At 62.2% G+C, this 19,426-nt stretch carries 15 protein-coding genes; 7 read left to right on the top strand and 8 right to left on the bottom strand.

Annotation, left to right across the window (positions count from 1 at the left end):
- Positions 1–18 precede the first annotated feature (18 nt).
- Positions 19–825 carry a DUF72 domain-containing protein gene (locus tag CO657_RS08720; protein WP_054185297.1) on the top strand — a complete coding sequence of 269 codons (807 nt, stop codon included), beginning with the start codon at positions 19–21 and terminating at the stop codon, positions 823–825.
- Positions 826–866: 41 nt separating this feature from the next.
- Here CO657_RS08720 and CO657_RS08715 read toward each other — a convergent pair whose 3' ends face one another.
- Positions 867–2,339 (bottom strand): bifunctional ADP-dependent NAD(P)H-hydrate dehydratase/NAD(P)H-hydrate epimerase, encoded by a 1,473-nt coding sequence (locus tag CO657_RS08715; RefSeq protein WP_054185296.1) that lies wholly within the window; start codon positions 2,337–2,339, stop codon positions 867–869.
- Positions 2,340–2,682: 343 nt separating this feature from the next.
- On the opposite strand from CO657_RS08715, the gene CO657_RS08710 reads away from it, so the two are divergent.
- The 3 genes from CO657_RS08710 (at position 2,683) to hspQ (ending at position 4,998) form a co-directional block, all read left to right on the top strand.
- The gene (locus CO657_RS08710; protein ID WP_003539626.1) at positions 2,683–3,021 is read left to right on the top strand and encodes a P-II family nitrogen regulator; all 339 of its coding nucleotides are present in this window, start codon (positions 2,683–2,685) and stop codon (positions 3,019–3,021) included.
- Positions 3,022–3,100: 79 nt separating this feature from the next.
- Positions 3,101–4,510: a type I glutamate--ammonia ligase gene (gene glnA / locus CO657_RS08705; RefSeq protein ID WP_003559365.1), complete on the top strand. Its 1,410-nt coding sequence runs from the start codon at positions 3,101–3,103 to the stop codon at positions 4,508–4,510.
- Between the two features lie 158 nt (positions 4,511–4,668).
- Positions 4,669–4,998, top strand: a complete 330-nt coding sequence (gene hspQ / locus CO657_RS08700; RefSeq protein ID WP_003539613.1) for a heat shock protein HspQ — start codon at positions 4,669–4,671, stop codon at positions 4,996–4,998.
- A gap of 114 nt (positions 4,999–5,112) precedes the next feature.
- Here the strand turns inward: hspQ and CO657_RS08695 are convergent, their stop codons facing one another.
- Entirely contained in the window at positions 5,113–5,778 is a 666-nt protein-coding gene (locus CO657_RS08695; RefSeq protein ID WP_054185295.1) for an invasion associated locus B family protein, read from the bottom strand.
- A gap of 284 nt (positions 5,779–6,062) precedes the next feature.
- Here CO657_RS08695 and CO657_RS08690 point away from each other — a divergent pair, with 284 nt between their 5' ends.
- Positions 6,063–7,865, top strand: coding sequence for an extracellular solute-binding protein (locus tag CO657_RS08690; protein ID WP_054185294.1), 1,803 nt, complete (start codon positions 6,063–6,065; stop codon positions 7,863–7,865).
- Positions 7,866–7,930: 65 nt separating this feature from the next.
- Positions 7,931–8,560 (top strand): DsbA family oxidoreductase, encoded by a 630-nt coding sequence (locus tag CO657_RS08685; protein ID WP_054185293.1) that lies wholly within the window; start codon positions 7,931–7,933, stop codon positions 8,558–8,560.
- Positions 8,561–8,582: 22 nt separating this feature from the next.
- Here CO657_RS08685 and CO657_RS08680 read toward each other — a convergent pair whose 3' ends face one another.
- The 3 genes from CO657_RS08680 to CO657_RS08670 are packed head-to-tail and all read right to left on the bottom strand — an operon-like array spanning position 8,583 to position 12,872.
- On the bottom strand, positions 8,583–9,050 hold the full coding sequence (locus CO657_RS08680; RefSeq protein WP_003586495.1) for an OsmC family protein: 468 nt from the start codon (positions 9,048–9,050) through the stop codon (positions 8,583–8,585).
- Between the two features lie 16 nt (positions 9,051–9,066).
- A complete protein-coding gene (gene mfd, locus CO657_RS08675) occupies positions 9,067–12,570 on the bottom strand; it encodes a transcription-repair coupling factor (RefSeq protein ID WP_054185292.1) in 3,504 nt (1,167 codons plus the stop codon).
- The gene (locus CO657_RS08670; protein ID WP_054185291.1) at positions 12,567–12,872 is read right to left on the bottom strand and encodes an FAD assembly factor SdhE; all 306 of its coding nucleotides are present in this window, start codon (positions 12,870–12,872) and stop codon (positions 12,567–12,569) included. Before CO657_RS08670 ends, mfd begins: the two co-directional genes overlap by 4 nt.
- Before the next feature lie 92 nt (positions 12,873–12,964).
- On the opposite strand from CO657_RS08670, the gene recG reads away from it, so the two are divergent.
- Positions 12,965–15,070 carry an ATP-dependent DNA helicase RecG gene (gene recG, locus CO657_RS08665; protein ID WP_054185322.1) on the top strand — a complete coding sequence of 702 codons (2,106 nt, stop codon included), beginning with the start codon at positions 12,965–12,967 and terminating at the stop codon, positions 15,068–15,070.
- Between the two features lie 79 nt (positions 15,071–15,149).
- On the opposite strand, the gene CO657_RS08660 is transcribed toward recG, so the two are convergent.
- From CO657_RS08660 to glmU, 3 genes are all read right to left on the bottom strand, one after another.
- Entirely contained in the window at positions 15,150–15,857 is a 708-nt protein-coding gene (locus tag CO657_RS08660; protein ID WP_003586501.1) for a DUF502 domain-containing protein, read from the bottom strand.
- Positions 15,858–15,991: 134 nt separating this feature from the next.
- A complete protein-coding gene (gene glmS, locus CO657_RS08655; protein WP_054185290.1) occupies positions 15,992–17,818 on the bottom strand; it encodes a glutamine--fructose-6-phosphate transaminase (isomerizing) in 1,827 nt (608 codons plus the stop codon).
- Between the two features lie 143 nt (positions 17,819–17,961).
- Positions 17,962–19,323, bottom strand: coding sequence for a bifunctional UDP-N-acetylglucosamine diphosphorylase/glucosamine-1-phosphate N-acetyltransferase GlmU (gene glmU, locus CO657_RS08650; RefSeq protein ID WP_054185289.1), 1,362 nt, complete (start codon positions 19,321–19,323; stop codon positions 17,962–17,964).
- Positions 19,324–19,426 lie beyond the last annotated feature (103 nt).

Genomic DNA, 19,426 nt, shown 5'->3' with positions numbered 1-19,426 from the left:
GTGAATGGGGAGGACGACATGACGAAATCCGGCACTATCCGCACCGGCATCGGCGGCTGGACCTTCGAGCCCTGGCGCGGGCATTTCTTTCCCGATGACCTGAAACAGAAGGACGAGCTGAACTATGCCAGCCGCCAGCTGAAGGTCATCGAGGTCAACGGCACCTATTACAGCACGCAGAGGCCGGCGGTTTTCGCCAAATGGGCGGCTGATGTGCCAGACGGTTTCATCTTTTCGCTGAAGGCGACGCGTTTCGTCACCAATCGGCGGGTGCTTGCCGAAGCCGGTGAATCAATGGAACGCTTTCTGTCATCCGGGATCAGCGAGCTCGGCGATCATCTCGGGCCGCTGCTCTGGCAGTTCGCGCCGACGAAGAAATTCGATCCGGACGATTTCGAGGCTTTCCTGAAGCTGCTGCCGGAAAAGCAGGATGGGCTGGCGCTTCGCCACGTGGTCGAGGTGCGCCATGATTCCTTCAAGGTGCCGGAGTTCGTGGCACTGCTTGCCAAATACGGCGTGGCGCCTGTTTGCGCCGAACATTTCGAATATCCGATGATCGCCGACGTTACGGCCGATTTCGTCTATGCCAGGCTGCAGAAGGGATCGGACGATATTCCGACCTGCTACCCCGACAAGGACCTGAAAGCCTGGGCGGAACGCATCGAGACCTGGGCCGAGGGCAAGGTTCCCTCCGATCTGCCGCTGATCGACGGGGAACGCAAGGTCAAGGCCGAGCCGCGCGACGTCTTCGCCTTCATGATCCATGAGGGCAAGGTCAACGCGCCGCATGGGGCGATCGCCCTGCAGAAACTGCTGGCGAAGTAAGCCAGCGCCCCGAGCCTCGGAGTGGCTATGTACCGACCGGGTTAAAGTGGCAAGACATGGGCCGCAAGTTCTTCCGCCGTCAGCCCCTTGCCGGCACGGTGGGCGGCCTCTCCATGCAGCCAGACGCCGGCGGCTGCGGCCTCGAAAGCCGGCAGACCTTGCGCGAGCAATCCGCCGATGATGCCGGCGAGCACGTCGCCGGAACCGGCGGTGGCAAGCCAGGCAGGTGCGTTGGTATTGATCAGCGCACGGCCGTCCGGCGCGGCGATGACGGTATCGGCGCCTTTATAAACGATCGCCGCGTTGGCGCGGCGGGCGGCGGCTAAGGCCTTGTCCACCTTCCCCAGCGCATCGTCGCTGCCGATATCGGGAAAGAGCCGCGAAAATTCGCCCTCGTGCGGCGTCAGCACCAGGCGCGGCTCACCGCCGAAAAGATCGAAAAGCTGCTGCGGATCGTCCTTGAACGAGGAGATGCCGTCGGCATCGAGCACCAGCCGGCGTTCGGCGAGCGACGAGACGAAGGCGCGCGCCCTGGCGCCGATGCCGAAACCGGGGCCGAGAACGAAGGTCTGCAGCCGCTTGTCGGTGAGCCAGTCTTCGAGGTCGGCCGCATCATCGATCGCATGCAGCATGACGGCGGTGAGATGCGCAGCATTGGCGGCTATCGCCGCATCAGGGGCCGCGATCGTCACTAGGCCGGCCCCCGCCTTCAGGCCCGAGATCGCCGACATGCGCGCGGCACCCGTCTTATCAGCCTCGCCTGAGAAGACGACCAGATGACCGCGCTTGTATTTGTGGGTTTCCAGCTGCTCGGCCGGCAGCACACCCTTCCAGGCGTCCGGCCTGTTTTCGGCGATGACGCCACTCGCCTCGGCCCTGATGATGCGGGCGGGAATGCCGATATCGAAGACCTCCAACTCACCGCAAAGCTCCCTGCCCGGCATCAGCAGATGGCCGGGTTTGCGGGTCATGAAGGTAATGGTGTTGCTGGCGCGGAAGGCAGCTCCCAGCACTCTGCCGGTACGGCCGTCCAGGCCGGAGGGCAGATCGATGGCAAGCACGGGAAGACCGGCCTCGGCGACCCGATCGATCACCGCGCGGACATCGGCCGGCACATCGCGGCCGAGCCCCGCGCCGAACAGGCCGTCAATGACGACGTCGCCGATTTCGGGACTATAGAGGTGGAGCGGTTCCCCCCGCAGCGCGCATCCGGCTTTCGCACGGGCTGCATCGCCCATCAGCCTGGAGGGATCGGCAAGATGGAAGAGCACCACTGGAGCCCCGCCCTCCTGCAGATGTCGTGCGGCGACATAGGCGTCGCCGCCATTGTTGCCCGGCCCGCAGAGCACGACGAAGCGCAGGGCTCCGGCATGAAGGCACAGGGCCGCAGCCGCAGCCGCCGCACCTGCCCTTTCCATCAGGCCAAAAGAATCGATACCGGATGCGGCAGCGGCCGCGTCGACGGCGGCCATTTCGGCAGGCGTGAGAAGAAGGTGGGACAGTTGGTGGCTCATCGGCCTATTCAATCGAAAAACGCCTAAAAAACAACCGCCTGAAATCATAAAGAAAAGAACCAATTTTGTGCATTTGCCTATATTTTCATCTTAACCAGACGTGGTTGCGCGACTCCTTAAACATGGGTTTTTTCGGATTTTCGATATGATTTTGATCGAAGGGCGGAGTTTCGCGACTGTTTTGTCATCAAATCGACATCAGAATCTCCGCAAATGCGGCGGTTTCGGCAAAATCCGAAGATTTTTTTAAGAAGACGGATTTCAAACTGGCACGATATCTGCATCATATCCGGCGAGCGGGAAAATTCCTGCCATAACGGGAGAAGCGGAGAGACATTTTCTCATGAAAAAGATCGAAGCGATCATTAAGCCTTTCAAGCTGGACGAAGTGAAGGAAGCTCTTCAGGAAGTCGGCCTGCAGGGGATCACGGTCACTGAGGCCAAGGGTTTCGGCCGTCAGAAGGGTCACACGGAACTTTACCGCGGTGCCGAATACGTCGTCGACTTCCTGCCGAAGGTCAAAGTCGAAGTCGTGCTGGCCGACGAAAACGCCGAAGCCGTCATCGACGCGATCCGCAAAGCGGCGCAGACCGGCCGTATCGGCGACGGAAAAATCTTCGTCTCCAACGTCGAAGAGGTTATCCGTATCCGTACCGGCGAGACCGGCATCGACGCCATCTGACCCACTTTGCCAAGCGCGCAAAGTTCGATACGGTCAGCGCAGCTATGTATTGTCATCGTAAATCGGAGGAAGGTATTTAATGGCGACCGCAAGCGAAATTCTGAAGCAGATCAAGGAGAACGACGTAAAGTTCGTCGATCTGCGCTTCACCGACCCGAAGGGCAAGCTGCAGCATGTGACGATGGACGTTGTCTGCGTCGACGAGGACATGTTCGCTGACGGCGTGATGTTCGACGGCTCCTCGATCGGCGGCTGGAAAGCCATCAACGAGTCCGACATGGTGCTGATGCCCGACACCGAGACGGTGCATATGGACCCGTTCTTCGCTCAGTCGACCATGGTCATCGTCTGCGATATTCTCGATCCGGTTTCCGGCGAAGCTTATAACCGCGATCCGCGCGGCACCGCCAAGAAGGCCGAAGCCTATCTCAAGGCATCGGGCATCGGCGACACGATCTTCGTCGGCCCGGAAGCCGAATTCTTCGTCTTCGACGACGTCAAGTACAAGGCTGATCCCTACAATACCGGCTTCAAGCTCGATTCGACCGAACTGCCGTCGAATGACGACACCGATTACGAAACCGGCAACCTCGGCCATCGCCCGCGCGTCAAGGGTGGCTATTTCCCGGTTCCGCCGGTCGACAGCGCCCAGGACATGCGTTCGGAAATGCTGACGGTTCTCTCCGAAATGGGCGTCGTCGTCGAAAAGCATCACCATGAAGTCGCCGCCGCCCAGCACGAACTCGGTATCAAGTTCGATACGCTGGTGCGCAACGCCGACAAGATGCAGATCTACAAATACGTCGTGCACCAGGTGGCCAATGCCTATGGCAAGACGGCGACCTTCATGCCGAAGCCGATCTTCGGCGACAACGGCTCGGGCATGCACGTGCATCAGTCGATCTGGAAGGGCGGCAAGCCGACCTTCGCCGGCGACGAATATGCCGGTCTCTCCGAGAGCTGCCTCTACTACATCGGCGGCATCATCAAGCATGCCAAGGCGATCAACGCCTTCACCAATCCGTCGACGAACTCCTACAAGCGCCTCGTCCCGGGCTATGAGGCACCGGTGCTGCTGGCTTACTCGGCCCGCAACCGCTCGGCCTCCTGCCGCATTCCGTTCGGCACCAATCCGAAGGCAAAGCGCGTCGAAGTCCGTTTCCCGGATCCGACCGCCAACCCCTATCTCGCCTTCGCCGCCATGCTGATGGCCGGCCTTGACGGCATCAAGAACAAGATCCATCCCGGCAAGGCCATGGACAAGGATCTCTACGACCTGCCGCCGAAGGAATTGAAGAAGATCCCGACCGTCTGCGGCTCGTTGCGCGAAGCCCTTGAAAGCCTCGACAAGGACCGCAAGTTCCTGACGGCCGGCGGCGTGTTCGACGACGACCAGATCGATGCCTTCATCGAACTGAAGATGGCAGAGGTGATGCGTTTCGAAATGACGCCGCATCCTGTCGAATACGACATGTACTATTCGGCCTGATCGGCCTGAACACGGAAAGTCCCGGTCTGCCGGGGCTTTCCCCTCCCAGGGTCATGGACGCCAGCAGGAGGATATGACGTTCATGTGACGCGCTTGCGCAAAAATCTTGATTTGCGCGGCACCAATCACCAAATTTGGTGATGAAAGGAAGTCGTACCATGAAAGAAAGAGTAGCAAAGTTCAGTATCGGCGAAGTGGTCCGGCACAAGGTTTTCCCGTTTCGCGGCGTCATCTTCGACGTTGATCCGGAGTTCGCGAATACGGAGGAATGGTGGAATTCCATTCCGGCCGAGGTGCGCCCGAGCAGAGACCAGCCCTTCTATCACCTGCTCGCGGAAAATGACGAAAGCGAATATGTCGCTTATGTCTCCGAGCAGAACCTGATGAACGATGAAAGCGGCACGCCGCTTCGCAACCCGCAGATCTACCAGATTTTCGATCAGGCCCCGTCAGGGCAGTTCAAACCCAAGATGAGCTTCGCCCACTAAATCAAAAGTGCCGATCAAAGAACAAGGCCTCGCCTCTCCCAGCGAGGCCTTTTCTTTTGGCACAAAAAACCCGGCATGAAGCTGGGTTTCTATTCAATATGGGCGGCGGCAGGATTACTGCGCCTTGGCTGCCTTCTGGGCGTCTTCCAGCTTCTTGCGGGCTTCTTCGGCCTTCTTCTGCATGCTGTCCTGCAGGCTGCGCTGGCTTTCAGCGAGCTTGGATTCGGACACCGGTTCGCCGTCATAAGCGCCGGTGAAGCCTTCGAGCGAAATCTTGATCGGGTTCGGGGCGCGGCGGAAGTTGATCGAGGTGAAGATCACGTCGCTGCCCTTCTTGAGGCTGGCGATCATCGCGTCGGTCAGCGGGACTTCGGCCGTGCACTTGTCCGGCAGGCAGACGGCGTAGTCGAGCTTCTGGCCCTTGCCGCCGTCGATCTGCATGATGACGCCCGGGGGGATCAGGCGTGCGGTGGGAACCGACACCTGCAGGAGCTTGCGGTTGATCTTGCCGGAGACCGAGATCAGGCCGACGGCCGTGACAAGCTGGCCGCCATTGGCGAGAATCAGGTTCTGGACAACACAGATGTCGTTGTCTTCCTGCTTGCTGCAGGTCTTGTACCAGCCGAGCTTGGGCGCCCCGGCGGCCTGCGCCTGGCCCTCGGCCGGAGCCTGTGCCGCCGCATCCTGTGCGAAGGAGGAGACCGGAGCCGAAGCGGCGCCGAACATCACTGCCAGAACGGACAGCGCTGCCCGCATTTTCTTTTCAGACTTGAACATCATAACGAATTCCGTCTCCTGATATCCGTTCGGGGCAGCGACTTGCCGCCCCAACCATCGGGTCGTTCGGCACCCACCTCTTAAAAAAATAAGGCAAATGCATGACCCCGAAACTTCGGGTTCACCTGTTACATCGCAGCGTTCAAGATATCCAGCTTTTCTTTGGCAATTTGAGGAGCATTTCGTCGCGATGCCAAAGAAATCGCCGCTTCGTGTTGGAATCGCTCGACCCCATGATAATCTCCGCGGTGAATCATGCCCGTTTTCGTGGTTGCAAGGATTGCCGAATGCTCCGGATCGTCGTCCCCCTCGTCCTCTCGCTGCTGTGCGGCGCTGTTGCCGCCGAGCCGCTGCATGGCATCGCGATGCATGGCGAGCCGGCGCTGCCGGCCGATTACAAACACTTCCCTTACGTCAATCCCGACGTGAAGAAGGGCGGCAAGATAACCTACGGCGTCGTCGGCACCTTCGACAGCCTCAACCCGTTCATCCTGAAAAGCATGCGCACGACGGCGCGCGGCATGTGGGATCCGGAATATGGCAATCTCGTCTACGAATCGCTGATGCAGCGCTCCAGGGACGAGCCCTTCACGCTCTACGGCCTTCTTGCCGAGACGGTGGAATGGGACGACGCCCGGAGCTTCATCCAGTTCAACCTCAATCCGAAGGCGAAATGGGCCGATGGCCAGCCGGTGACGCCCGAGGATGTGATGTTCACCTTCGAGCTGATGCGCGACAAGGGGCGCGTGCCCTTCGCCAACCGCCTCAACGTCGTCGCCAAGATGGAAAAGGTCGGCGAGCACAGCGTGCGCTTCACCTTCAACGATAAGGCCGACCGCGAGACTCCTTTGATCTTCGGTCTTTTCCCGGTCCTGCCGAAACACGCGATCGATCCGGAAACCTTCGACCGCTCGTCGCTGACACCGCCTGTGGGGTCCGGTCCCTACAAGGTGAAGACGGTGAAGCCCGGCGAGAGCATCACCTATGAGCGCGATCCCAATTACTGGGGCAAGGACATTCCCTCCAAGGTCGGCACCGACAATTACGATCAGATCACCGTCCAGTATTTCCTGCAGGACACGACGCTGTTCGAGGCCTTCAAGAAGGGCGATGTCGACGTCTATCCCGACGGCAATCCCGGCCACTGGGCCAATGCCTATAATTTCCCCGCGGTCACCTCAGGCGCCGTCGTCAAGGACGTATTCACACCGAAACTGCCGAGCGGCATGCTCGGCTTCGTGTTCAACACGCGCCGGCCGATCTTTGCCGACACCAAGGTGCGCGAGGGCCTGTCGTTGGTGTTCGATTTCGAATGGGCAAACAAGAACCTTTATTCCGGCGCCTATAAGCGCACCCAGAGCTTCTGGCAGAATTCGGAGTTGTCCAGTTTCGGCGTTCCCGCCAATGCGGCCGAACTTGCGTTGCTCGGACCGATCAAGGACAAAATCGCACCCGCGATTCTCGACGGCACCTACAAGCTTCCGGTCACCGACGGCTCCGGCCGCGACCGCGATGTGCTGAAGCAGGCCGTCGGACTGTTGAAACAGGGCGGCTATACGATCCAGGGCGGCAAGATGCTGGATGCCTCCGGCCGCCAGCTCGCCTTCGAGATCATGACGCAGAATGCCGATCAGGAGAAACTCGCCATTGCCTATCAGCGTTCGCTGCAGACAATCGGCATCGCCGCTTCGATCCGCACCGTCGACGATTCGCAATACCAGAGCCGGACAAACAGTTTCGACTACGACATGATCATGAAGTCCTATACATCGTCGCTGTCGCCCGGAAACGAACAGCTCGGCCGCTGGTCGTCGGCTGCGCGCACGCGCGAGGGTACGGACAGCTTTGCCGGCGCCAATGATCCCGATATCGACACGCTGATCGACCACTTGCTCAGGGCACGCTCGGCTGAGGATTTCACCGCGGCGGTGCGCTCCTACGATCGACTGCTGCTTTCCGGCCATTACGTGCTGCCGCTCTATCATATCGACCAGCAATGGGTGGCTCACAGCAAACGCATCGGCGGTCCCGACAGCGTACCGCTCAATGGCTATCAACTACCGGTCTGGTGGGATACGAGCGTGCAGTAGAAGCAGCCGAACCGCGCGGCCTTTATGTCTCCCTTGGGAGACTTATAGACATAAGGAAGATCATCATGGAGCGTATCACCATCGACGTCGTCTCGGATGTCGTCTGCCCCTGGTGCTATCTCGGCAAGGCGCGGCTGGAGCTCGCCATCGCCGAGGTGCAGGACGAAATCGGCGTCGACATCAACTGGCGGCCGTACCGGCTCAACCCGGACTATCCCAGGGAGGGCGTTGACCAGAAGAAGGCCCACAAGATGCTGACAGATTTAGGCCGCGAGGTCGGCATCGCCTTCGATTTCGAGGCGATCAAGATCGGCCCGAACACGCTCGATGCGCATCGCCTGATCCACTGGGCGATGATTGAAGGCCGCGAGAAGCAGGACAAGGCCGTTGCCGCGCTGTTCAAGGCGAATTTCGAGGAGGGCCGCAATGTCGGCGACCATGCGGTCCTGCTCGATATCGCCGAAAAGGCCGGCCTCGACCGCTCGGTCATCGCCTCGCTGCTCGCCTCCGATGCCGATCGCGATCTGATCGTCGCCGAAATCAAGGCGGCGCAGGAGATGGGCGTCAACGGTGTGCCGTTCTTCATCTTCGATCAGCAATATGCTGTCAGCGGCGCGCAGACGCCGGATGTGCTGGCGAATGCGCTCCGCGATATCGCCAAGGCCAAGGCCGAGGCGCGATCGGGCCTCAACTAACAAACCCGACGACGGGCTCAGCTCACCCCAGCACCGGAACGCAGCGCACCTCGGTCTTCACCGAATTGGCGATGAAACATTCCTCATGGGCGCGATGATGCAGGGCTTCGAGTTCGCTCAGCGAGGGCTGCTTGTCGCCGGAGAAGACGACATGCGGGCGGAGCGTCACGACCGTCATGGCGAGACGGCCTTCGGCATTCTTCTCCATGATGCCCTCGGCGGCATCGGTGTAGCCGTCGACGCAGAAGCGCTGTTTTGCGGCAATCGACAGGAACCAGAGCATGTGGCAGCTGGAGAGAGAGGCGACGAAAGCCTCCTCCGGATCGACGGCGTCCTCGGCCGAATAAGGCAGGGGAACGACGTGGGCCGACGAGGAGGCGCGCAGCTCGATACCGCCGTCGAACGTCCAGCGATGGGCGCGGCTGTAGCGATTGTCGGTGAAGGTCTCGCCGTTTCGCTCCCAGGCGATCGTCGCGCCGTATGTCGCCATCTCAATCTCCCTTTGTTTATTTCGCCATCTCGGCCAGCTGCGTCATGATCACGGCAGCGCCCTGCAGGCGTTTTTCCGGGGTCGGCAGGTCGCGGGTCAGGAACAGGCTGTGGTCGGGGCGGATCTTCGCCATCGCGCCCTGCTTGCCGATATAGCCGACGAGGTTGGCCGGATTAGGGAATTCCTTGTTGCGGAACTGCACGACGACGCCCTTCGGGCCGGCATCCAGCTTTTCGACATTGGCGGTGCGGCAGAGCGACTTGATGTAGACGATCTTCAAGAGATGCTGGACTTCGATCGGCATCGGCCCGAAACGGTCGATCATCTCGGCGCCGAATCCGTCGATCTCCTTGAGTTCGGTGATTTCGCCGAGACGGCGGTAAAGCGCCATGCGCAAATGCAGGTCGGGCACATAGCCCTCCGGGATCATCACCGTCGTTCCGACGGAGATCTGCGGCGACCAGCCGGTGTCGTGGATCTCGTCGACGCCCTTGACCTCGGCGACCGCCTCTTCGAGCATCTGCTGGTAGAGCTCGAAGCCGACCTCCTTGATGTGGCCGGACTGCTCCTCGCCGAGCAGGTTGCCGGCGCCGCGAATATCGAGGTCGTGGCTGGCCAGCTGGAAGCCAGCACCGAGTGTGTCCAGCGACTGCAGCACCTTCAGCCGGCGGTCGGCGGTTGCCGTCAGCACCTTATTCACAGGCAGTGTGAAGAGCGCGAAAGCGCGCACCTTCGAGCGGCCGACGCGGCCGCGCAGCTGATAGAGCTGGGCAAGGCCGAACATATCGGCGCGGTGGACGATCAGCGTGTTGGCTGTCGGCACATCGAGGCCGGATTCGACGATGGTTGTGGACAACAGCACGTCGTAGCGGCCTTCATAGAAGGCGTTCATGATGTCTTCGAGTTCGCCGGCCGGCATCTGGCCGTGGGCGACGGCGACCTTCAGCTCCGGCACGTCGGACTGCAGGAAGGCATTGATATCGGCAAGATCGGCAAGCCGCGGGCAGACATAGAAGCTCTGACCGCCGCGATAATGCTCGCGCATCAGCGTCTCACGGATGACCAGGCTGTCGAAGGGCGAGATGAAGGTGCGCACCGCCATGCGGTCGACCGGCGGCGTGGTAATCAGCGACAGTTCGCGCACGCCGGTCATGGCAAGCTGCAGCGTGCGCGGGATCGGCGTCGCCGACAGCGTCAGCACATGCACGTCGCTCTTCAGCTCCTTCAGCCGCTCCTTGTGCTTGACGCCGAAATGCTGCTCCTCATCGATGACGAGCAGGCCGAGATTGGCAAATTTGATGCCGGCGCCGAGCAGCGCATGCGTACCGACGACGATATCGGTCTTGCCTTCGGCGACTTCCTTCTTGGTCAGCGCCAGCTCCTTGGCCCCAACCAGGCGTGAGGCCTGCTGGATGCGCACCGGCAGGCCGCGGAACCGCTCGGAAAAGGTCTTGAAATGCTGGCGGGAGAGCAATGTCGTCGGCACGACGATGGCAACCTGGACGCCATTCATCGCGGCAACGAAGGCGGCGCGCAAGGCCACTTCCGTCTTGCCGAAGCCGACGTCGCCGCAGACGAGACGGTCCATCGGCCGGCCGGCGCCGAGATCGGAACGCACCGCATCGATGGCGTTGTCCTGGTCCTCGGTCTCATCATAGGGGAAGCGTGCGGCAAATTCGTCGTATAGGCCGTCCGGCGTCGTCAGCATCGGCGCGTGGCGCGTCAGCCGCTCGGCGGCGATGCGGATCAGCGCATCGGCCATGTCGAGCAGGCGCTTCTTCAGCTTGGCCTTGCGCATCTGCCAGGCGCCGCCGCCGAGCTTGTCGAGCTGCGCCTCGGTGCCCTCGCCGCCGTAGCGGGAGAGAAGATCGATGTTTTCGACCGGCAGGAAGAGCTTGGCCTCGTCGGCATATTGCAGTTCGAGGCAGGCATGCGGCGCGCCCGCGGCCTCGATGGTCTTCAGCCCGATGAAGCGGCCGATGCCGTGTTCGGCGTGGACGACGATCGAGCCCTCGTCGAGGCCGGCGACCTCGGCGATGAAATCGGCGGCGCGCTTGCGGCGCTTGGAGCGGCGCACCATGCGGTCGCCGAGAATATCCTGCTCGCCGATGACGACGAGATCGCCCGCCTCGAAACCGGATTCGAGATTGAGTACCGCGGCGGCGGCCTCGCCCTTCGCCAGCGAACCGAGATCCTTCAGCGCCTCGATCGGCTTGACCTTTTCCAGGCCGTGTTCGTTCAGCACCTGCAGCAGGCGCTCCAGCGAGCCTTCGGTCCAGGCGGTGACCAGCACTTTCGCGCCGGCAGCGCGGCGGTCGGCGATATGTTTGACGACGACGTCGAAAATGTTGATGCGCTCGGCATCGCCGCCGCCCTCGGCATTCGAGCGGGCCCAGCGCTGGCCTTGGCGGGCCTCGATATTGACGACGCGGCGCGCCTCGCCTTCGATTTCGTTGAAGGGGCTGATGCGGATCGCACCGAGCGCGTCGAGGGTTTTGGCGAAAAGCTTGCTGTCGAGATAGAGCTGGCCCGGCGTCACCGGCTTGTAAGGCGTGCCCTGCGCCATCTGGCCCTTGGCCGGCTGACCGGAATTCAGGCGGGCGTCGTAATAATCGAGAACCAGCTTGGAACGCTCCTCGGCCGCCTCACGCACCGTGTTGTCGGTGACGATACGGAAGCCGCTGAGATAATCGAAGATGGTATCGAGCTTCTCGTAAAAGAGCGGCAGCCAGTGCTCCATGCCCGGATAACGGCGACCTTCGGAGACGGCGAGATAGAGCGCGTCATCACGCGTCGTCGCGCCGAAGGCCGAGAGATAATTCTTGCGGAAGCGGCTGATCGTATCCGGTGTCAGCGTCACCTCGCTCATCGGATTGAGATCGAGGGAGCGCACCTGGCCGGTCGTGCGCTGGCTGGCCGGATCGAAGCTGCGGATCGATTCCAGCGTGTCGCCGAAGAAGTCGAGGCGGACCGGCTCTTCCGAACCCGGCACGAAAACGTCGAGAATGCCGCCGCGCACGGCGTATTCGCCGACTTCGCGAACGGTTGCGACGCGGTCGAAGCCGTTGCGCTCCAGGCGCCCGGCAAGATCGTCCATCCGCAGCTGATTGCCGGGGCGGGCCGAAAAGCTCAGGCTCTCGATGACATCCTGCGGCGCCACCTTCTGCAGCATGGCATTGGCGGTGACGAGCACGATCGCCGCATGCGGCTTCTTCCGGTGGGCGATGAGGCCGCCGAGTGCGGCAAGCCGGCGGGCCGAAGTATCGGCGCTCGGCGAAACGCGGTCATAGGGCAGGCAGTCCCAGGCCGGCAGGGTGAGAACCGGAATATCGGGGGCGACGAAGCCCAGCATCTGTTCGAGATCAGCCATGCGGTGGCCGTCTGATATGACATAGGCGACCGGCTCGCCTGCGCGGGCGAGCTCGGCCAGCAGCAGCGGCTCGAGGCCGACAGGCACATTGCCGATCGTCAGCGGCTCGGCAATGGCCGCAAGCTTCTTCGCATCGAAACCAGGGATCATTCCGGCGTCCTGAGGGGCTTGTCGAAATCGGGCGTGTAGGCGGCAAGGCGGGCAAACATCGGCGTCTGGAAACGCTCGGGGACGGGCCATGTTCCCATGATCCAGCGAACAAGATCATTGTCTTCTTCCGCCATGATCGTCTCGAACTCGTCTAGCTCAGATTCCGAAAGCGTCGCGATCTCGGCTTCGGCGAACTGGCCGAAGACCAGATCCATCTCGCGGATGCCGCGATGCCAGCAACGGAATAGGATCCGGCGGCGGCGCGGGTCGAGACCGGCACTCGTGAGCGTGACACCTGTCATGGCATTACCTTCCTGTTGATGCGCCTCTATAGACCCTGGAAAGCGGCTTGTCAGCCTTGCCAAGGCCGCATTGTTCATCGCATTTTGGCCGCATGCGCCCCGCCATTCTCGATCCTCTGTTTTCTCCCATTTCGGGCCTTCCGGGCGTCGGCCCGAAGATCGCCGAACTGCTGGTCAGGCTGCTCGGCCGCGAGACGCCGGAGGATTGCCGGGTCATCGATCTGATCTTCCACGCGCCGTTTTCGCTGATCGACCGGCGCAACCAGCCGGGGATCGCCCGCGCGCCGCAGGGTGCGATCGTGACGATCACCGCCCGCGTCGACCGGCACCAAGTGCCGCCGCGCGGCAAGAGCAATGTCCCCTACCGGGTCTTCCTGCATGACGAGACCGGCGAACTGACGCTGGTCTTTTTCCGCGGCCAGGCCGCCTGGCTGGAAAAACAGCTGCCAGTCGATGCTGAGGTGACGGTCAGCGGCAAGGTCGACTGGTTCAACGGCCGCGCCTCGATGGTGCATCCCGACTATATCGTCAGGGCCGAAGAAGCGGAGAACCTGCCGCTCGTCGAGCCGATCTATCCGTTGACGGCGGGGCTTTCGCCGAAAACCTTGCGCAAGATCATCGACGCCGCCCTGCCGCGGTTTCCCGAGCTGCCGGAATGGATCGACACGGCGCTGGCACAGAAGCAGGGCCTACCAACAATCCGCGACAGCTTCCACATGCTGCACGAGCCGCGCGACCCCAGTGATATCGACCCGCAGGCCCCTGCCCGTCGGCGGCTCGCCTATGACGAATTCCTCGCCGGCCAGCTGTCGCTGAGCCTGGTCCGCCAGAGGCTGCGCAAGGTGGCGGGCCAGCCGGTGCAAGCGACGGGCGAAGTCAGCGCCAAAATCCTGAAATCCCTGCCCTTCTCGCTCACATCGAGCCAGAACGAGGCGATCGCCGAGGTTTTGAAGGACATGGCCGGCACCGAGCGCATGCTGCGCCTGCTGCAGGGCGATGTCGGTTCCGGCAAGACGCTGGTGGCGCTGATGGCGATGGCAGCGGTGATCGAAAGCGGCGGCCAGGCCGTGCTGATGGCACCGACCGAAATCCTGGCGCGCCAGCACCACGCGACGATCTCGAAATTCGCCGCCTCCACCGGGCTTGGCATCGAGATCCTGACCGGCCGCACCAAGGGGCGCGAACGGGAGGAGATCCTCGAGCGCATCGCATCGGGCGCCGCGCAGATCATTATCGGCACGCATGCGCTGTTCCAGGACAGCGTCGCTTACGCCAAGCTGATGCTGGCCGTCGTCGACGAGCAGCACCGTTTCGGCGTGCATCAGCGACTGAGGCTGACCGCCAAGGGCATCTCGCCGCACATGCTGGTGATGACCGCGACACCGATCCCGCGCACGCTGGTGCTTGCCGCCTTCGGTGACATGGACGTTTCCAAGCTCACCGAGAAGCCGGCTGGGCGCAAGCCGATCCAGACGATCACCGTGCCGCTGGAACGAACGGGCGAAATCGTCGGGCGGCTGCAAAGCGCGCTTGCCGAGGGCAAGAAGGCCTATTGGATCTGCCCGCTGGTCGAAGAATCCGAAGAGCTCGACCTGATGTCGGCCGAGGAGCGGCATGCGACGCTCGTTGCCGCGCTCGGCCCCGATATCGGCCTCATTCACGGCCGCATGAGCGGGCCGGAGAAGGATGCGGCGATGATGGCGTTCAAGGGCGGCGAGACCCGTCTTCTCGTCGCCACCACCGTCGTCGAGGTCGGCGTCGACGTGCCGGATGCGACGATCATGGTGATCGAACATGCCGAACGCTTCGGCCTGGCGCAATTGCACCAGTTGCGCGGCCGCGTCGGGCGCGGTGACGAGGCCTCAACCTGCATCCTGCTCTACAAGGGCCCGCTCGGCGAAACCGGCCATGCCAGGCTTTCGATCATGCGCGAGACCGAGGATGGCTTCCGCATCGCCGAGGAAGACTTGAAACTCCGCGGTGAAGGTGAGCTGCTCGGCACGCGCCAGTCCGGCACGCCGGGCTTCCGCATCGCCAGCCTCGAGGCGCATGCCGACCTCCTGGAAATCGCCCGGAAGGATGCCGCTTATCTCATCGAGCGCGATCCTGAACTGACTGGCGACAGAGGAACGGCGATCCGCACCCTGCTCTATCTCTTCCGTCGCGACGAGGCGATCCGGTTCTTGAGAGCAGGATAAGCGCGCCACGGCGCGCTTTAATCTTCTTCCCATGCATGTCGTTATCCCAAAACCGCCAAACACTTTTGGGCGACATGCATCAATCTGCCTTGGAAACCGCCACCGGCTTCGGCCGCGGCAGATGCTTCTGCTTCGGTTCGGGCGGCTTGTGCTCGGGGGCGACGAGGCCGCCCGAGATCAGGAACTTGGCGGCGTCTTCCGGGCTCATGTCGAGCAGGACGATCTTTTCGCGGGGCACGAAGACGAGGAAACCCGCCGTCGGCACCGGTGTCGGCGGCAGGAAGACGGCAACCATATCCTGGCCCATGTCATTGAACTTCGTCGCGATCTCGCCCTTGGCGTCGGTGGCGATGAAGACCAGCGCCCAGAGGCCGGGACTGGGATATTCGATGAGGCCGACCTTCTTGAAGGAGTTCGCCTGTTCCTTCAGCACCGTTTCGAAAATCTGCTTCACGCTTCTGTAGACGGTGCGCACCAGCGGCATGCGCTGAACGATCGATTCGCCGAAACGGACGATGCTCTGTCCGATCAGGTTCTTGCCGAGGAAGCCGACGACGGTGATCAGCACGACGGCAGTCAGCAGGCCGAATCCGGGAATGGCGAAATTGAGGTAGCTTTCCGGATTCCAGCGCGCCGGAATATAGGGCCTGACCCAGCTGTCCGACCAGTGGATGAAGGTCCAGGTCAGCCAGATGGTAATGGCGATCGGCGCGCAGATGATCAGGCCTGCGAGAAAATTATTCCTCAGCCGGGTCGCGACCGGCATTCTGGGGGTGTTGTCGGTCATCTCTCCTGATGAACTCCATCTCGGTCCTGGACAGGCCGGAACGCCGGCCCTTCCCCCTTGTCCGCCGACCAAAATTGCCAGAATTCGGGGCGTCGCACAATATGCTTCGGCGCGAAGATCAGGTCGTTGCGGGCTTATTCCACTGTCACGGATTTCGCCAGATTGCGCGGCTGATCGACATCCGTGCCCATGAAGACGGCGGTGTGATAGGCGAGCAGCTGAATCGGCAGCGAGAAGATCATCGGCGCGATGATTTCGTCGACCACAGGCAGGGTGATGGTCGCCATGGTCGGCAGTTTCGAGGCGGCAGCCCCGGCCTCATCGGTGATGAAGATGATGCGGCCGCCGCGGGCTGCGACCTCCTGCATATTCGAGACGGTCTTTTCGAAGAAGCGGTCGAAGGGGGCGATGACGATCACCGGCATGTTCTCGTCGATCAGCGCGATCGGCCCGTGCTTCAATTCGCCGGCGGCATAGCCTTCGGCGTGAATGTAGGAAATTTCCTTGAGCTTCAGCGCGCCTTCCATGGCGAGCGGGAAACTGGTGCCGCGGCCGAGATAGAGCACGTCCTTGCATTTCGACAGCTCGCGCGACAGGCTTTCCATCTGCGGCTGGATGAGGTTCAGCACTCGGCTCATGATGCGCGGCATTTCGGCGAGGTGACGCACCAGCGCCCTCTCCTCCTCGGCGCTCACCGTGCCGCGGGCCTTGCCGGCGCCGATCGCCAGCGATGCGAGCACTGCCAGCTGGCAGGTGAAGGCCTTGGTCGAGGCGACGCCGATTTCGGGGCCGGCCATGATCGGGAAGACGGCGTCGGATTCGCGGGCGATCGTCGATTCGCGGACATTGACGACGGCGCCGATCTTCAGGCCGTTGTCGCGGCAATAGCGCAGCGATGCCAGCGTATCGGCGGTCTCGCCGGACTGGGAGATGAAGAGCGCTGCCTGCGACGGCGACAGCGGCATTTCGCGATAACGGAATTCGGAGGCGACGTCGATCTCGACCGGCAGGCGGGCATAACGCTCGAACCAGTATTTGCCGACAAGGCCGGCGAGATAGGCGGTGCCGCAGGCCGAGATCGCCAGGCCGGTCGCCGCTTTGAAGTCGATCGCAGCGGCGTTGGCGCCGATCGTGTTCTCGGCGAAATCGACGTAATGGCTGAGGGCGTGGGAGATCACCTCCGGCTGCTCGTAGATTTCCTTCTCCATGAAATGGCGGTGGTTGCCCTTGTCGACGACATAGGCGGTCGCCTGCGAGATCTGGCGGGCGCGCTTGACTGGCTTGCCGGCGAAATCAATGACGGCGACGCTGTCGCGGGTGATGACGGCGCAGTCGCCGTCAACCAGATAGGTGATCTCGTTGGTGAAGGGCGAGAGCGCGATCGCATCCGAACCGAGGAACATCTCGCCGCGGCCGTAACCGACGGCCAGCGGCGGGCCGGAACGGGCAGCCATGATCGTGCCGGGATCGGCCTTGAGCATGACGGCGAGCGCATAGGCGCCGGTCAGCCGGTTCAGCATCTGCAGCATGGCGGCGCGCGGCTCCAGGCCCTCACGCAGGTATTTCGCCATCAGCTGGGCCACGACCTCGGTGTCGGTCTGGGTTTCGAAGACCGCACCCTCCGCGGTCAGTTCGTCGCGCAGCTCGGAGAAATTCTCGATGATGCCGTTATGGACGACGGCGACACCTTCGACGAAATGCGGATGGGCATTGGTTTCGTTGGGAACACCGTGGGTCGCCCAGCGCGTATGGGCAATGCCGACCACACCCGGCAACGGCTCGGCGTCGAGGCGCTTTTCCAGATTGAACAGCTTGCCTTCGGCGCGGCGGCGATCCATCACCCCCTCATGGATGGTGGCGACACCGGCAGAATCATAACCGCGATATTCGAGACGCTTCAGCGCATCGACCAGGCGCCCGGCAACAGGCTGAGTTCCGACGATCCCGACAATTCCGCACATGCAATATCCCCACTCGAGCATTTCCGCAGAAATGCTCTTCTGTTTTCTTCGCCCAAATAACGAGGCCAGTCCTAGCGATTCCCGCTTAGTTATCAATCACCTCGGCGGTCACTTTCAATTTCCGCCGGTTACGCAAAGCTGCCTCAGGCCTTAGCCTTCTTCGCGGCCTTGATGGCGAGCGCGCGCTCGCGCAGCAGAGAGGCGCGGCCGGGCTTGATCTCCTGCCGCGCGCGGCCGAGCGCCAGCGCATCGGCCGGCACGTCGGCGGTGATGACGCTGCCGGAGGCGATATAGGCGCCGTCGCCGATCGTCACCGGCGCGACCAGCGAGGAGTTCGAACCGATGAAGGCGTTTTCGCCGATCACCGTCTCACTCTTGTTGACGCCGTCATAATTGCAGGTGATCGTACCCGCGCCGATATTGCTGCCGGCGCCGATGACGGCATCGCCGATATAGGTGAGATGGTTGACCTTGGCGCCCTCGCCGATCCGGCCGTTCTTGACCTCACAGAAATTGCCGACCTTCGAACCATTGCCGAGATCGGCACCCGGCCGCAGCCGCGCGAAGGGTCCGACGGTCGCGCCCTGGCTGACATGAGCGCCTTCTATGTGCGAGAAGGCGTGAATGACGGCGCCGCTGTCGATCACCGCGCCGGGACCGAAGACGACGTTCGGCTCGATCAGCGCATCCTGGCCGATGACGGTGTCGTAGGACAGAAAGACCGTTTCCGGCGCGATCATGGTGACGCCTGAAAGCATCAGCTGGTGGCGGCGGCGCTCCTGCCAGAAGCGCTCGATGACGGCAAGTTCGGCCCGGGTGTTGCAGCCGGTCATCTCGATTTCAGGCGCATCGACGGCGGTGACGCGGCCCCCGAGCGAGCGGGCGATCTCGACGAGATCGGTCAGATAGAATTCGCCCTTGGCATTGGCGTTGCCGATGCGCGAGAGCAGGTCGAGCGCCTTGCGGCCGTTGATCGCCATCAGCCCGCTGTTGCACCAGGTGACGGCGCGCTCGGCATCGGTCGCATCCTTTTCCTCGCGGATGGCGCTGAGTTCGCCGTCCTTGACGAGCAGGCGGCCGTAGCCGGTCGGGCGGTCGGTGTGGAAGCCGATGACGACGATATCGCTGCCATCGGCAAGGCCCTGACGGGCGGCCTTCAGCGGCCCATCGGTCTGCAGCGGCACGTCGCCATAGGTGACAAGAATATCGTCATAACCCTTGGCGATCGCCTCGCGCGCCGCCAATACCGCATGGCCGGTGCCGAGGCGCTCTTTCTGCAGGCAGGCTTCAATGCCGACGTCGGCGATGCTTGCTGCCTTTGCCACCTCCTCGGCATCGCGGCCGACGACGAGTGCGACGGAGGATATGCCGGCGGAGGCGACCGCCTCGACCACATGGGCGATCATCGGCCGGCCGGCGACCGGATGCAGCACCTTCGATTTCGAGGATTTCATCCGCGTGCTGTCACCGGCGGCAAGGATGACGGCAAGACAAGTACGTTCCATGATCTGCTCCGCGAATCCGCGCCATGAGGCGGCTTTGTTGCCTCATACTGCATAATTCGTGAAATCGGAATCGATTTTCGGAAAGCACGCGGCGCGGATTGAA

It is taken from the genome of Rhizobium acidisoli, from assembly GCF_002531755.2.
Classification (GTDB): Bacteria; Pseudomonadota; Alphaproteobacteria; order Rhizobiales; family Rhizobiaceae; genus Rhizobium; species Rhizobium acidisoli.
This window is presented reverse-complemented; position numbering and strand designations above follow the sequence as displayed.

Coding starts and splice junctions, on each gene's coding strand:
- CO657_RS08720 (WP_054185297.1), top strand. CDS start 19: ATGACGAAATCCGGCACTATCCGCACCGGCATCGGCGGCTGGACCTTC.
- CO657_RS08715 (WP_054185296.1), bottom strand. CDS start 2,339: ATGAGCCACCAACTGTCCCACCTTCTTCTCACGCCTGCCGAAATGGCC.
- CO657_RS08710 (WP_003539626.1), top strand. CDS start 2,683: ATGAAAAAGATCGAAGCGATCATTAAGCCTTTCAAGCTGGACGAAGTG.
- glnA (WP_003559365.1), top strand. CDS start 3,101: ATGGCGACCGCAAGCGAAATTCTGAAGCAGATCAAGGAGAACGACGTA.
- hspQ (WP_003539613.1), top strand. CDS start 4,669: ATGAAAGAAAGAGTAGCAAAGTTCAGTATCGGCGAAGTGGTCCGGCAC.
- CO657_RS08695 (WP_054185295.1), bottom strand. CDS start 5,778: ATGATGTTCAAGTCTGAAAAGAAAATGCGGGCAGCGCTGTCCGTTCTG.
- CO657_RS08690 (WP_054185294.1), top strand. CDS start 6,063: ATGCTCCGGATCGTCGTCCCCCTCGTCCTCTCGCTGCTGTGCGGCGCT.
- CO657_RS08685 (WP_054185293.1), top strand. CDS start 7,931: ATGGAGCGTATCACCATCGACGTCGTCTCGGATGTCGTCTGCCCCTGG.
- CO657_RS08680 (WP_003586495.1), bottom strand. CDS start 9,050: ATGGCGACATACGGCGCGACGATCGCCTGGGAGCGAAACGGCGAGACC.
- mfd (WP_054185292.1), bottom strand. CDS start 12,570: ATGATCCCTGGTTTCGATGCGAAGAAGCTTGCGGCCATTGCCGAGCCG.
- CO657_RS08670 (WP_054185291.1), bottom strand. CDS start 12,872: ATGACAGGTGTCACGCTCACGAGTGCCGGTCTCGACCCGCGCCGCCGC.
- recG (WP_054185322.1), top strand. CDS start 12,965: ATGCGCCCCGCCATTCTCGATCCTCTGTTTTCTCCCATTTCGGGCCTT.
- CO657_RS08660 (WP_003586501.1), bottom strand. CDS start 15,857: ATGACCGACAACACCCCCAGAATGCCGGTCGCGACCCGGCTGAGGAAT.
- glmS (WP_054185290.1), bottom strand. CDS start 17,818: ATGTGCGGAATTGTCGGGATCGTCGGAACTCAGCCTGTTGCCGGGCGC.
- glmU (WP_054185289.1), bottom strand. CDS start 19,323: ATGGAACGTACTTGTCTTGCCGTCATCCTTGCCGCCGGTGACAGCACG.